The sequence below is a fragment of the Dyadobacter subterraneus genome, from assembly GCF_015221875.1.
GTDB lineage: Bacteria > Bacteroidota > Bacteroidia > Cytophagales > Spirosomataceae > Dyadobacter > Dyadobacter subterraneus.
The window spans coordinates 623,953-638,284 of record NZ_JACYGY010000001.1; the positions used below are offsets into that span (position 1 = coordinate 623,953).

At 41.6% G+C, this 14,332-nt stretch carries 9 protein-coding genes; 6 read left to right on the top strand and 3 right to left on the bottom strand.

Going from position 1 to position 14,332, the window contains the following annotated elements:
- Positions 1-11: 11 nt before the first annotated feature.
- From IEE83_RS02705 to cobA, 3 genes are all read right to left on the bottom strand, one after another.
- Positions 12-1,325, bottom strand: a complete 1,314-nt coding sequence (locus tag IEE83_RS02705) for an MFS transporter (RefSeq protein WP_194119086.1) — start codon at positions 1,323-1,325, stop codon at positions 12-14.
- 66 nt (positions 1,326-1,391) lie between these two features.
- Positions 1,392-2,753 carry an alginate export family protein gene (locus IEE83_RS02710; RefSeq protein ID WP_194119087.1) on the bottom strand — a complete coding sequence of 454 codons (1,362 nt, stop codon included), beginning with the start codon at positions 2,751-2,753 and terminating at the stop codon, positions 1,392-1,394.
- A gap of 229 nt (positions 2,754-2,982) precedes the next feature.
- Positions 2,983-3,741, bottom strand: a complete 759-nt coding sequence (cobA, locus tag IEE83_RS02715) for a uroporphyrinogen-III C-methyltransferase (protein ID WP_194119088.1) — start codon at positions 3,739-3,741, stop codon at positions 2,983-2,985.
- A gap of 280 nt (positions 3,742-4,021) precedes the next feature.
- Here cobA and nirB point away from each other — a divergent pair, with 280 nt between their 5' ends.
- The 6 genes from nirB (at position 4,022) to IEE83_RS02745 (ending at position 14,293) form a co-directional block, all read left to right on the top strand.
- Complete coding sequence (nirB, locus tag IEE83_RS02720) at positions 4,022-6,538, top strand: nitrite reductase large subunit NirB (protein WP_194119089.1); 2,517 nt, start codon at positions 4,022-4,024, stop codon at positions 6,536-6,538.
- A 134-nt stretch (positions 6,539-6,672) separates the two neighbouring features.
- Positions 6,673-7,026 (top strand): nitrite reductase small subunit NirD, encoded by a 354-nt coding sequence (gene nirD, locus IEE83_RS02725; RefSeq protein WP_194119090.1) that lies wholly within the window; start codon positions 6,673-6,675, stop codon positions 7,024-7,026.
- A 3-nt stretch (positions 7,027-7,029) separates the two neighbouring features.
- Positions 7,030-8,457 carry an ATP-binding protein gene (locus IEE83_RS02730; RefSeq protein ID WP_194119091.1) on the top strand — a complete coding sequence of 476 codons (1,428 nt, stop codon included), beginning with the start codon at positions 7,030-7,032 and terminating at the stop codon, positions 8,455-8,457.
- A gap of 17 nt (positions 8,458-8,474) precedes the next feature.
- Positions 8,475-9,146 carry a response regulator transcription factor gene (locus IEE83_RS02735; protein ID WP_194119092.1) on the top strand — a complete coding sequence of 224 codons (672 nt, stop codon included), beginning with the start codon at positions 8,475-8,477 and terminating at the stop codon, positions 9,144-9,146.
- 351 nt (positions 9,147-9,497) lie between these two features.
- Complete coding sequence (locus IEE83_RS02740; RefSeq protein ID WP_310588463.1) at positions 9,498-12,797, top strand: SusC/RagA family TonB-linked outer membrane protein; 3,300 nt, start codon at positions 9,498-9,500, stop codon at positions 12,795-12,797.
- Positions 12,797-14,293 carry a RagB/SusD family nutrient uptake outer membrane protein gene (locus tag IEE83_RS02745; protein ID WP_228101652.1) on the top strand — a complete coding sequence of 499 codons (1,497 nt, stop codon included), beginning with the start codon at positions 12,797-12,799 and terminating at the stop codon, positions 14,291-14,293. The genes IEE83_RS02740 and IEE83_RS02745 overlap by 1 nt, the downstream gene beginning before the upstream one ends.
- The last annotated feature ends 39 nt before the right edge of the window (positions 14,294-14,332 follow it).

Below are 14,332 nucleotides of genomic sequence, written 5' to 3' on the forward strand. Positions count from 1 at the left end.
TTATTTACTGATTAAGAATTTGCAGTTTCAAGTGTAGCCTGTTCGGTAATTGTGGAGCGCATTTTATCAAAATTTACCAGAGCGACAACCGCAGCGACGCAGGCTATCGCCACGCCTATGTAGACAAATGCCTGAGAATAAGATATGGAACTGGATTTGAAAAGAAAACCTGCCAGCACGGCCCCCACATTTCCGCCTGCACCTACAATTCCGCTCACGGAGCCAATTGCTTTTTGGTTGACAAAAGGTACAATCGCATAGGTTACGCCATTGGCCATTTTCAAAAACATCGCGAAACATAACATACTGGCTACGGCAATTGCCAATGTTGAGCTTTGAGCAAAAAGCGCGATACCAATTCCTTCCATCGCCAGCAAAAGTGCCAGCAAGCGGCCTTTTCCCAACATTCCATATTTCAATCCCACTTTATCGGCGACAATTCCACCCAAAGCACGGGCAAATAAATTCATGAAACCGAATGTTCCTGCAAGTATCCCCGCTACCGCCAGTGTTGTGTTAAAGTTTTCGAAAAAGTATAATGCGGCGATGTTATCGAAAGTAATTTCAATACCGAAACACGCTCCGTAAGCAAGGAAAAGCGCCCAGGTACGAGGATCTTTCATAGCCATTGTCATCGTTCCTTTTACTTTAACAGCAGAATTTTGGCTGAATTCCGACAGTTCATCAAAATTTCCAGCGGGTGTATCCTTAGTGAAAAAATAATAGACAAAAGCGAAAATCAACAACGCCACGCCCGGTACAATCATAGCCAAACGCCATGCTGATTCAGGCAAATAACCTGCGCCGATGAAACCTGCGAAAATCAAAGGCATAACCATATTGGTAACACCGCCACCCAAATTTCCCCAGCCGCCAGCAACTGCGTTAGCCGTTCCTACGATTTTCTTATCAAACATTACTGAAGTGTGATATTGCGTAACCACAAACGAAGCGCCGATTACGCCGATTGCCAATCTGAAAAGTAAAAATCCTTCATAGGAGTGGACTAAACCGACTGTCATGACCGGTATGGAGCAAATTCCTAGTAGTGCAGTATAAGTTTTTCTTGGTCCCCAGGAATCGCAAAGTTTTCCAACGGCGATCCGGGAGATAACAGTTGCTGCAACGGAAGCGATGATAATGTTTCCGATTTGTCCTTTTGTTAAACCTAAATCCGTTTTAATAACGGTCATCAGTGGAGCCAATCCGAACCAGCCGAAAAAGCAAAGAAAAAATGCCATCCAGGTTAAGTGGAAAGTCCGCATCTGAACGCCTTTTGCACTGAAAATATTTAATTTCTGTAACGGTTTATTCGACATTTCCATAGTTCAATACGTTTTAAACTTTTGATAATAAGAGTGATGTAGAATTTGAAATCGATAGTATTGTGATTATTTCAGAAAATCTGGTTTGATGCTGATCATCAGATAAGCCCAGTTGGCCATTTTTTGCGGATCAGTCACCGCTTTGGCCTGAGCAAGTGAATTGGTTGGTAAAAATGTGCAGTATCCTCCCTGAAAACTTATCGTTTTTGTTAAATTGAAAGTCGCGATAATGTCGAGTTCTTCTCCAAAATTGCTGCTCAGCTTTTCATCTTTCGCATTCCTAATCTGAGCCGCGCTTGAAAATTGATGCAGATCAGCCTGGATGGAAAGTTTTGAAGATGCTCTGATTGTGCTGCTTAAAAACAAGTCGGACAATCCACCTTTTCCGAATCCATTCGCGGCATAGAAGTAATCCATTTGTCCCCAAAACTTATGCGGTGTTCCGTACAGTGGGTCGAAACTTCTGTTTTTCGAACTGCCAGAGCCGCTTCCTGATGTATAATCAAAACCCGGTCCGATCGAAATAAATCTATTTACATCGTAAATTCCTTTGATCGAATACATATAAGCCGATAAGCTCTGTCCGTCTTTATCTTTTCCTTTTTGCAAATAAGCGCTCGCCGTCAGATTTACACTTTTTCCAAGTTTCGTCTGAATGAACGGACCTAATGTCACGCGGCTATTCACGCCTTTTTCAGAAGTTTTTGCTCCGGCTTGCGTTAAGCTATATTTTTGAAAATCGTCTTTTAAAATCAGAAACGAAACATTTCCCTGGCTCAGCTTTTTGCCGAAATATCCGAACTGCATCGACTTGTACATTGTCCCGATTCCATTCGTTCCAGCCGCATATCCGTTAGGAATTCCATTGTATAGTGTACCCGTTTTTAGCTCACTGTTCTGGTTATACGCAAAGCCAAGATGTGCAGTAAAACCTTTGTCGCTATACTTAATCAATGCCGCGTCGTGACGTCTTGCTTGCTGTAACCAATCCAGATTTCCCAATAATCGGCTGTCGTCATATAGTAATTCCTGGCGACCGATTTTTATGGAGAATTCCTTTCCAAGTTTCGTATAATTAGTGTCCAGTAAACTGATTTCTCCCCAGGCTTCGTGCAGCATAAAGCCATTTAAATTGGCATTTACAACGCGATTGTTTGTGGAAGCGTCTTGTCCCCAGACTCTTACGTCCTGGGCTGAAATGTAAAATTGTGTTCGATATCCTTTGTATCCAACATTTAAACGTGTGCGTTGTGAAGTGAAAAATGCTGGTTTACTTCCTTTGGAAAGGGGAGAACCCTGACCGTGAAGAAGCTCTGAGCGTGTTCGAAGCTGACCGGAAATACTTAATTGTGCCAAAGATTTGGATGGAACAATTAAAGACATAACCAGCACAACTCCTGCAATCAGGAGGTAGCGAATTGTTTTCATTTGAATCGTTAATAAAATGAAAAAAGATACTGACGTCACGGTGTGACAGAATTCGATCTCAGAGGCAGCTCCGTGCGCTCCGGATATTCAGGAATTTGCTTTACGTTCTTTTTTCCATTTTATTTGAAGCGTTTGTGTGAAACATAAACAATATCCCTTGGTTTGAATAGCCCTGTTGGGATAATACATGAGCCGATTTTGGTGTCCCCACACCGGATCGGCTTTTATTTTAAGAGGCCAGATTCGCGCTCTGCAAATATTCCATCGCATAGGATGGGTGCAATCCAACAACTTCTCCGAGCACAATGATTGCCGGTGTGCCCAGTTTATTTTCCTTCACTAATTGCGGCATTTCCCAAACCTGGCCGATCACACTTTTTTCGTCCGGGCGGGTTCCGTTCTGGATCACCGCCATCGGTAAATGTCCGCGGCCAAAATATTTATACAGGTCACAAATTTCATTTAACTTATTCATCCCCATCAAAACCACAATCGTAGCTTTCGACTGAGCGGCCAGGCGCATATCATCCGATAATTCCCCGTTTCTGGTTGTGCCTGTGATCACCCAGAAACTTTCACTCACACCACGACGGGTAACCGGAATTTCCAAAGATGCAGGAACGGCAATGCAGCTCGAAACGCCTGGAACTACTTCGCAGGCAATATCGAAATCGCGGGCGAATTCCATTTCCTCATGACCGCGTCCGAAAACAAAAGAGTCGCCGCCTTTCAAACGGACAACGTGTCCGCGCTTACGGGCAAGTCTGACGATCAATCCATTTATTTCATCCTGAGAAAAAGAGGCGGCACCTGCTTTTTTTCCAACATATATTTTCAATGCGGATTCCGGTGCGAAGTCAAGAATTTCGGTGCTGACAAGCTCATCGTATAAAACGGCATCTGCTGTTTTCAATGCTTTAATTCCTTTTAAAGTAATCAGCTCTCCGTTTCCCGGACCTGCTCCCACGAGTGTAAGTTTCGGCTCCATCTTTATATATATATGTTCTGGTGAATATTGGAAATGTACTATGTATAGTAAAATTTAACTATATCTGTTTGTTGGATCAAAATTAGCATCAATATTTTATAAAACAACACTTTTGCCAAAAAATAAGTATGAGTTTTAACTTAAATTAGAATTAAAAGTTAGGAATTGATGAAAACACGTTTTAATTTTGACATGTACTATTAGATAATGAAATATAGTAATTATTAAAATAATACAACAAAACAACAGGGTTATTCAAAATTAATAGTTACTTATAACTATGAAAGCAAACACAGACACGCATATTGTTGTCATTGGCAATGGTATGGTTGGCTACAAATTCTGCGAGAAATTGCTGGCCAAGAAAAAAAATGATCAGGAATTCATGCTGACGGTTTTTGGGGAAGAACCTCGCGTGGCGTATGATCGAGTACATTTAAGTGAGTATTTTGCTGGTAAGACTGCGGACGATCTTACGATGGCGAGTAAGGAATGGTATGAAGAAAATAACATCAGACTATTTCTTTCCGACCCTGTTGTTGACATCGATACCGAGGAAAAACTGGTTCGTTCTCACCATGGTCATGTAGTGCATTACGACTATCTAATTATGGCAACGGGTTCTGGCGCGTTTGTTCCATCCATTCCAGGCGTGGAAAAGGATGGTGTTTTTGTTTATCGTACTATTGAAGATTTAGAGCTGATCCAGTCTTATGCCCGCAAGGCAAAAAGAGGAGCCGTTCTGGGAGGAGGTTTGCTTGGTCTTGAAGCTGCGAAGGCGCTGCTTGATCTGGGCCTGGAAGAAGCCCATGTTGTTGAATTTGCATCCCGCCTGATGCCCCGACAAATTGACGACGCCGGTTCTAAAATCCTGCAAAACCAGTTGGAATCTCTTGGTTTGAATATCCATCTGGCGAAAAGTACACAGGAAATTGTCGGTGATAATTGTATTAAAGGAATGCAGTTTAACGACAATTCTTTTCTTGATGTGGATATGCTGGTCATTTCTGCCGGTATCCGCCCGCGCGATGAACTGGCAAAAATCGCCGGATTGGAAACACATCCCCGCGGAGGAATTATTGTTGATAATGCACTAAGAACTTCTGATCCCAACATTTTTGCGATTGGAGAATGTGCTTTGGCGCATCACATGATATATGGTTTAATTGCTCCTGGTTATGAAATGGCTGATGTAGTTGCCAGCGCGTTGACTGGTGTTGATAAGGAATTTTTGCCTTATGATATGTCGACGAAACTGAAACTGATCGGAACCGATGTTGCCAGTTTTGGTGATCCGTTTATTGAGGAACCGGCTTGTAAAACAATTCGATACGAGAATAAAGCCAAAGGAATTTATAAAAGAATCAATGTTTCGCCTGATGGTAAAGAACTGCTGGGTGGAATTCTGGTTGGCGATGCGGAACAATATAATATGCTTCTGCAAACCTGCAAGAATAAAACAATTCTGCCGCCAGATTCCGAAGATCTGATTTTAGGTTCAAGAGGTGGAGAAGAAGCAGGCGCTGGCGTGATGAGTTTGCCGGATGATGCGCTAATCTGCTCTTGTGAAGCGATTACGAAAGGGATGCTTTGTCTGGAAGTGGGCGAAAACGGGAATAATACGATCGATCTGCTTAAAAAATCCTGTAAAGCCGGAACCGGTTGCGGTGGTTGTGTGCCTTTGGTAAAAGATATTATTCAGGGCGTAATGAAGCAAAATGGCCAGTATATCAAAACGGTTATTTGCGAACATTTTGATCATTCCCGCCAGGAATTGCTTGATCTGGTGAAAATGAACGGGTTGAAAACCTATGGTGAAGTTTTAAATGAATTTGGACACGGAGACGGCTGCGAAGTTTGTAAACCACTCGTAGCGTCCGTTTTGGCCAGTCTTTGGAATGAAAATGTTTTGACAAAAGACCGTGCGCCGATTCAGGATTCCAACGACCGCTATCTGGCAAACATTCAAAAAGGAGGTACTTATTCTGTCGTTCCGAGAATTCCGGGTGGAGAAATTACACCGGATAAATTAATCGTGATCGGTCAGGTTGCTAAAAAATACAATCTGTATACCAAAATTACAGGCGGACAAAGAATTGACCTTTTCGGTGCGCACGTCAATGACTTGCCGCTGATCTGGGAAGAATTAATTGATGCGGGTTTCGAAAGCGGGCATGCCTATGGAAAAGCATTAAGAACCGTAAAAAGTTGTGTGGGATCAACCTGGTGCAGGTTTGGTGTGCAGGATTCTGTTTCTTTTGCGATCGAAATTGAAGATCGATATAAAGGAATTCGAGCTCCGCATAAGTTTAAGTCGGCGGTTTCCGGATGTATCCGTGAATGTGCAGAAGCGCAAAGTAAGGATTTTGGTATCATCGCGACGGAAAAAGGATGGAATTTATATGTCTGTGGAAATGGCGGTTCAAAACCGCAGCACGCGCAATTGCTGGCTTCGGATGTAGACAAGGAAACTTGTGTAAAACTGATCGACAGATTCCTGATGTTTTACATAAAAACTGCTGATCCATTGACAAGAACAGCGACCTGGCTAAATAAGATGGAAGGTGGAATGTCATATCTGAAAGCGGTTGTGGTAGACGATTTATTAGGACTGGCGTCCGCATTCGAAGATGAAATGCAGACTTTGATCAACAATTATAAATGCGAATGGAAAGAAGTTGTTGACAGCCCGGAGTTAAGAAAACGCTACAACCATTTCGTAAACGTCCCGGACAAAGATCCGACCGTATCATTCGAAGAAATGCGCACCCAAAAACGAGCCAAAGAATGGGTCTGACAAAGGCCTGAAAGGCCGTCATATCTTAGCATCGGGCAATGCCCGATGGAACCGGGGTGTGAATAATATCCGGCCCGGATCCATCGTGAGGAGACAATGCCATTCAATCATTCCTAAAACATTCAAAAATCATCATGGAACCAACATATAACACAAAAGACAGAATAACCTGGCACCTCGCCTGCAACGTAAGCGATATTCCCGAAGACGGAGGCGGCTGTGCTCTAATTGCAGGAAAGCAAATTGCAATTTTCAACTTCGCCCGAAGAGGAGAATGGTATGCAACTGATAACGAATGTCCGCACCGACAGCAAATGGCCATCGGGCGCGGTATGATCGGAAGCCAGGGTGAAGAGCCAAAAGTTGCCTGTCCGTTTCATAAAAAGACATTTTCATTAAAAAGCGGCGATTGCCTAAACGATGATGGCTATAAAATCAATACCTTTCCGGTTATCGTGAAAGAAAATCAGGTTTACATCGGTTTGTAATAAATGGAAAAACTCGAAAGTCAGGTTGCGGATCGTCTGACCCGTTATTATATCGTCGCGCTGACTTTGGTCGCCGTGCTGACAGTCAGCGGACTTTTCCTCATCAGGAGAACAATCAATAATCTCAACCATGACAGCCGGATTGTAAACGTTGCAGGTCGCCAGCGTATGTTAAGCCAGCGACTTACTAAACTGGCCATTCTACAAACCGAAAAAATTCCAACAAGTGATTCAGTCAAAATCGATTCATTACTCAACATTTGGAAGGTCAGTCACGAACAACTACTTCGCGGCCGGATCAGGATGGAAAGTGAATTTGTTGTTTTAAAGAGTGACTCGATTAAAAACATGTACAGAAATCTGGAACCTGTTTTCCAGACAATCTATACAAATCTTCTGACTGTGATTAACAAATCGGTTCCGGAAGGAGAAAAGAAAAAAGCGTTACGGATTATTTTGACAACAGAACCTGTTTTTCTGAATCAAATGGATGCAATCGTTTTTCAGTTTGACAGGGAAAGTTATGGGCGTATCAGGATTCTGGAACAAATTGAATGGATTTTGGATATTCTGACACTCATAGTTCTTTTGGCAGAAGGTATTTTAATTTTCCGGCCCGTTGTGAATACTACACGACGGGTTGTTCGTTTGCTGGCCGCATCTGAGGATGCTGTCAGAGTCGCAAATAAAAAGTTAAAAATTGCCAACAGTCAACTCATTCGGGCACAGGATGATCTCATAAGAAGCGAAGAAGAAAAATATCAGTTACAATTGGCCGAAAACAGAGTCAGGGCTGCTGCGTTAATTGAAGGGCAGGAAGAAGAAAGAAAGCGTTTCGCTTTGGAATTGCATGATGGTATCGGACAAATGCTAACCGGATTAAAACTTCAGGCCGAAAAGCTCAAACAAATGCAATTTGACGATGAAAAATACAGGTTACGTTTTGATAAACTGGTTGCACTCATTCAGGATACAATCCAGACAACACGGCAGGTTTCATTTAACCTTATGCCATCTGTTTTAAGTGACTTTGGATTAAGCGCCGCATTGAATCTGCTTTGTAAACAAATGGAGGAAATGTCTGGCATTTCAGTAAAATATTATGGCACTTCCGGTCGCCTTGAACTCAGTAAACCGATGGAAACAGGCCTTTACCGGATTGCTCAGGAAGCGTTAAATAATGCTGTGAAACATTCTGAATCGGACAATATAAAGATAAAATTAGAACAAAACACGAATCAGATATTTTTGGAGATTGAGGATGATGGGAAAGGATTTTTAATTAGTAATTTGAAAAATAAAAACGGATCCATTTTAACACAAAACGGAATTGAAAATATCCGGACGCGTACGCAATTGCTCAACGGTGAAATGAAAATTATATCAAACGTGGATACCGGCACGAGGCTGGTTATTAATATCCCCATATAATCATAAATCTGAACGAGATGCCAATACGTATACTGGTCGTTGATGATCATTCAGTGGTGAGGCAAGGTATCATAACCTTGCTGGAAGATGAGGATGATATTCTCATCGTAGGAGAGGCGTCGGATGGTGATGAGGTACTGGAAAAGGTTTCAAAGTTAAAGCCCGATGTGGTTTTACTTGACCTGACCATGCCCCGCGTTTCAGGTTTGGAAGCAATCAAATTATTGGTTCCGGTTTTTCCGGATGTAAGAATCCTTGTGTTTAGCATGCACAACAATGCGGATTACATTTTATCGGCCGTGACAAGCGGGGCTGCAGGGTATCTTTTGAAGGATACAGGCAGAGACGAAATCCTGAAAGCTGTGCGCAGCGTTGCTTCCGGCGAATTATATTATCCTCCCAATGCGTCTTCAATCATCATAAGAAATCTCATTCTTCCTAAAAAAGAAACGGAAATTCCTGAATCTAAAATTGGGAATCCGGCATCGGTGTGGAACAAAATGACACCAAGGGAACAGCAGATTTTACAATGCCTTACCGAAGGAATGAGTAGTAAAGATATTGCTGAACATTTTACAATAAGCTCCAACACAGTAGCGAACCAGCGCGCCAGTATTATGCGAAAAGCCAATGTTAAGAATACGGCGGAACTGATCGGGTTAGCACTAAGAGACCGCGAAAAAGCGTAAAAATTATATTAATAAATGTAACCAATAATGGGATAAGAAATTTTTTTCCTTACATTTATTACCATACACCCCTCTCCATACATATCTTGTATTATTAAAGTCACTTGCTGTCACAAATTTGGTATTTTAGTGTATACTGAAAATATTATTTTCTGAAATACTATTTATGGTTGATATATATCTAACCCCTGAATGATCGTTTATTAGATTGTTTATTGTATAATTGAGTTCATTAAAATTTGAGACCTATTTAATATAGAAATTTACTACCATTCAAGTATGAAGATTTTTTATCGGACCAGTGGTTTTCGACCATTCTTTGTGTTCTTGTTATGCACTATTCTGTGTGTTGTGTTAACAATAAACCCAAAGCAGGTAGCAGCTGCAAACATTGAAGTCCGTGGCGTGGTAAAAAGTAAAGCCGGTGAATTGCTGATCGGAGCCACAATACGGGTAAAAGGCGTTCAAAAAGGAACAGTTTCAAATGAAAAAGGCGAATTTGTTTTGCCTGATATTAATGAAGGAGCCACATTGGTAGTGACCATGATCGGCTTTTTACCTACCGAATTTCCGGCTGCCAAATTTGTTACAATTGAATTGAATGAAGATGCAGTTGGTCTTCAGGATGTGGTTGTGACTGGTTTTCAGCAAATTGATAAAAGTAAATTTACTGGATCTGCGGTAACCTTAAAAACTGATGACGTACGGATCGACGGACTTCCTGACGTTAGTCGTATGCTGGAAGGCAGGGCTGCCGGCGTATCTATCCAGAACGTTTCAGGAACTTTCGGTGCTGCGCCAAAAATCCGTATTCGTGGCGCAACTTCTTTAAATGGTGATAATAAACCGCTTTGGGTAGTGGATGGTGTTGTTTTGGAAGATATTGTAAATATTTCCAACGACCAGCTTTCCAGCGGTGACCCGACTACTTTGCTCGGTTCCGCAGTTGCAGGACTTAACCCAAACGATATTGAAACTTTTGACATCCTGAAAGATGCAGCGGCGGCGGCTTTGTATGGTGCGCGTGCGATGAACGGTGTAATTGTTATTACAACAAAAAAAGGAAAAGCCGGAAAACCTGTTATCAGTTATTCAGGCAATTTCAGTACGCAGTTAAAGCCTTCTTACAAAAATTTCAACATCATGAATTCTGCCGAACAGATGTCTGTTTTGGGAGAACTGGAAAGAAAAGGATATCTGAACACAAATGTTCTGGATAACCCTGATTATGGTGTTTACGGAAAATATTACAGTTTATTAAATGCTGATGCCAATGGCAATTTCGGAATTGCTAACACGCCGGAAGCCAAAAAGGCATTTCTCTTGCGTTATGCCGGAGCAAACACGGACTGGTTTGACATACTTTTCAAAAACAATTTTTTACAGGAACATTCCCTGAGTGTTTCTTTCGGAACGGATAAATCCCAATCCTATTTTTCTACCAGCTTCCTGAGTGATAACGGCTGGACGGTTGTGGATAAAGTGAAACGTTATACACTTAATTTCAGAAATACTTACAAATTATCTGACAAGCTAACACTTGGATTTTCAACACTTTCCTCTGTTCGTCAGCAACGCGCTCCTGGTTCTTTAACGCGCCAGAGCAATCCTGTGGATGGAACTTATGGAAGGGATTTTGATATAAACCCATTCAGTTATGCTTTAAATACAAGCCGTACTTTAACCGCTTTTGATGAAAACGGAAACCGCGAATTTTTCAGAAGAAACTATGCACCGTTTAACATTTTAACTGAACTTGAAAATAATTACATCGATCTGAATCTGATCGATATCAGGTTACAGGGAGATTTGGCTTATAAAATTACGCCGCATATTTCTTATGATTTCGTAGGTGCGCTACGCTATATTCACACAGGCCAGGAACATCAGATCACTGAAAATTCTAACATGGCCAATGCATACCGGGCCGCTGGAAATTCTACCATCGCTTTGAAAAACAAATTCCTCTACCGCGATCCGGACGATCCTGATGCTTATCCGGTTGTCGTTTTGCCTCGTGGTGGTTTTTACAACCGTAATGAAGATGATATGACTTTTTATAACGTCCGGAATAACCTTCGTTATAACAGAGTTTTTGCCGAGAGACATGCAATAAACGCGCTGGTTGGTCAGGAAATAAAATTTACAAACAGGCAAAATTCGAATAACACCGGATATGGTTATCAATATGACCAGGGTGGTGTGCCTTTTGTTGATTACCGGATTTTGAAACAAACCATTGAAAGTAATTTCCAGTATTTTGGAATGACCAAAAGTTTTGACCGTTTTGCTGCTTTTTATGCAAGTTTAGGTTACACTTTGGATGATAAATATAACTTTACCGCTTATGCCCGTTACGATGGTTCAAACCGTTTCGGAAAATCGGCAATCGGTCGCTGGCTGCCAACATGGACGGTTGCGGGATCATGGAATCTTGATCATGAAGAGTTTATTAAAAATCTTTCATGGATCAGTTATGCCAAATTACGTGGTAGTTACGGATTGACTGCCAGTACCGGACCGGCAACAAATTCGGCGGTTTTACTAAAAAGTATTATCACAAACCGTCCTTACACCGATGAAAAAGAGTCTGCCATTGATCTTGCCTCTCTTGCCAATCTGGAACTGACCTGGGAAAAACTTTATAGTGGGAATATCGGTCTGGATCTTGGGCTTTTAGGTAACCGTTTCAATATTACAGCTGATGTTTATTTAAGAAACAGTTTTGATCTGATTGACAGAATCAAGACTTCCGGTATCGGCGGGCAAACCTATAAAATTGCCAACTACGCGGATATGCAGTCAAAAGGAATTGACTTATCTCTCGAAGCAGTAATTCTTAAAACGCAAAATTTCTCATGGCGTTCACGTTTCACGGCAGGTTATGCGCGTACAAAGATCACGAGTGTTGATAACCTTCCGACTATTTTTGATATGGTAAAAGCAGAAGGAGCCAATATTCAGGGGCATCCGGTAAGAAGTTTGTTCTCTGTTGATTACCGCGGACTTGATCCAAAAACAGGCGTGCCTACTTTCCTGAACGAAAAAGGAGAAGTGAGCAAAGATGTTTATCTTCAGGATTTGAATACTTCTTATCTTAAATACGAAGGACCTGTTGATCCGCCGCTTACAGGTGGTTTGAACAATACATTTATTTACAAAAATCTTACCCTGAACGTTTTCCTTACCGGACAGGCCGGAAATAAAATTCGTCTGAATCCACTATACAAAGGAACGGCTGGTTCGAGACCTGCTTTCAGTGATCTTGACGCTACGCCGAGAGAATTAAATGATCGTTGGGAAAAGCCGGGTGATGAAAAAATCACGAATATTCCATCAATTCCGGATATTTTGGAAAACCAGTATCTGGCTGGAATTTATCCTTACACAACTTACAATTATTCCAGTCAGCGCGTAGCCAGCGGAGATTTTGTTCGTTTGAAATCTGTATCACTTGCTTATCGTTTTCCTTTGACGACGATTAAAAGACTTGGTATGTCTGCGGCTTCGATTCAGGTTTCTGCAATTAACCCTTGGCTTATTTATTCTGATAAAAAACTGAAAGGACAGGATCCGGAATTCTTTAATACTGGTGGTGTGGCTCAGCCGATTCAAAAGCAATTTACGGTAGCCATCAAGTTCACTTTATAATGATGAAATTGAAAATGGAAAACAGATATATAAACCGAATTTTTGTTTTGCTGCCGTTACTATTGCTGATGGGTTGCGACGACTTTTTGTCAAAAGAACCGGATAGCACAAGGGCGACATTAGAAACACCTGATCAGGTTTCACAATTGCTGACAACCGCTTATCCTCAGGGAGGTTACGTTTCTTTCAGCGAAGCCATGAGTGATAATGTTGGGGATAAAGGTGTCGGGCAGGACGACCGTGTCAACCGCGGGTCTTATCTTTTTGAAGTGGTTGATGCGCCGGTTAACGTTGAAGATTCCCCCGATATGTATTGGGCAAAAGCTTACCGGGCTATTGCAGCTACAAACCTGGCACTTCAGATTATTGGTGAGGCGAAGGATCCATCCATTTATTCAGCACAAAAAGGAGAAGCTTTGGTTGCCCGTGCTTATGCGCATTTTATGCTTGTAAGCTTTTTCTCAAAATTTTATAATCCTTCGACCGCGGCAACGGATCCGGGAATTCCTTATGTAACAGAGCCGGAAGATGTTGTGATCAAGCAATATGAAAGAAAAACCGTTGCTTATGTTTATGAAATGATTGAGAAAGATTTATTGGAAGGTCTTCCTTTGATCAAAGATGTTTCTTACACGGTTCCCAAATATCATTTCAATATTGCTGCTGCCAATGCATTTGCTAGCCGTTTTTATTTGGTAAAAAGGGACTATGCCAAAACGCTTTCTTACGCCAATGCAGTTTTCCCATCTGGTGATCTTGCCGGCAATTTGCGGCCATGGAATACAGAATATTTGCCATTGACCTATGACGCTTTGTACAAAAGATATACAAGGGCGACAGAACCAGCAAATTTATTATTGGTAGAAACTACCTCGGTATATGGTCGCTATGTGGCTCAGTATCGGTATGGTCTTACCAATGCAAAATGGTCAGAAATAAACCAGATCAGTGCTTTGGCAAGCAATTCCGCGAACTGGGCTTTCCCGGTTTACACGCAGGGTGATGGAAATTTGCTTATTCCAAAATTGACTGAGTATTTCGTAAAACAGTCAGTTAATGCAGAAATAGGTGATCCGTATGTAATGGTTCCTCTATTTACTGCCGAGGAAGTTCTTTTCAATCGTGCAGAAGCAAATCTTTATTTAGGAAACACGACGGCTACGCTTTCTGATATTAATCTGTTCATGAGCAAGCGCCTAAGAAATTATGATGTAACGACCCAGACCGTAACTGCGGCAAAAATCAGAACATACTATGGACTGAGCAACACAACCTCAAACAATAACCTGGGACTACTTTATTCAATCGAAGACCTGCGTAGAATTGAATTTGTACAGGAAGGTATGCGTTGGTTTGATATGCTTCGTTATGGAACTGCTGTGGTACACACAACGAAAGAGGGAGCAACAATTTCTATAACCAGCGATGATCCAAAAAGACAACTGCAATTGCCACAATCTGTCGTTCAGTCGGGTATACAATTAAACCCGAGATAAGTATTGGTGAAGTTTAGCTATTGGAAAATTATATTAAAG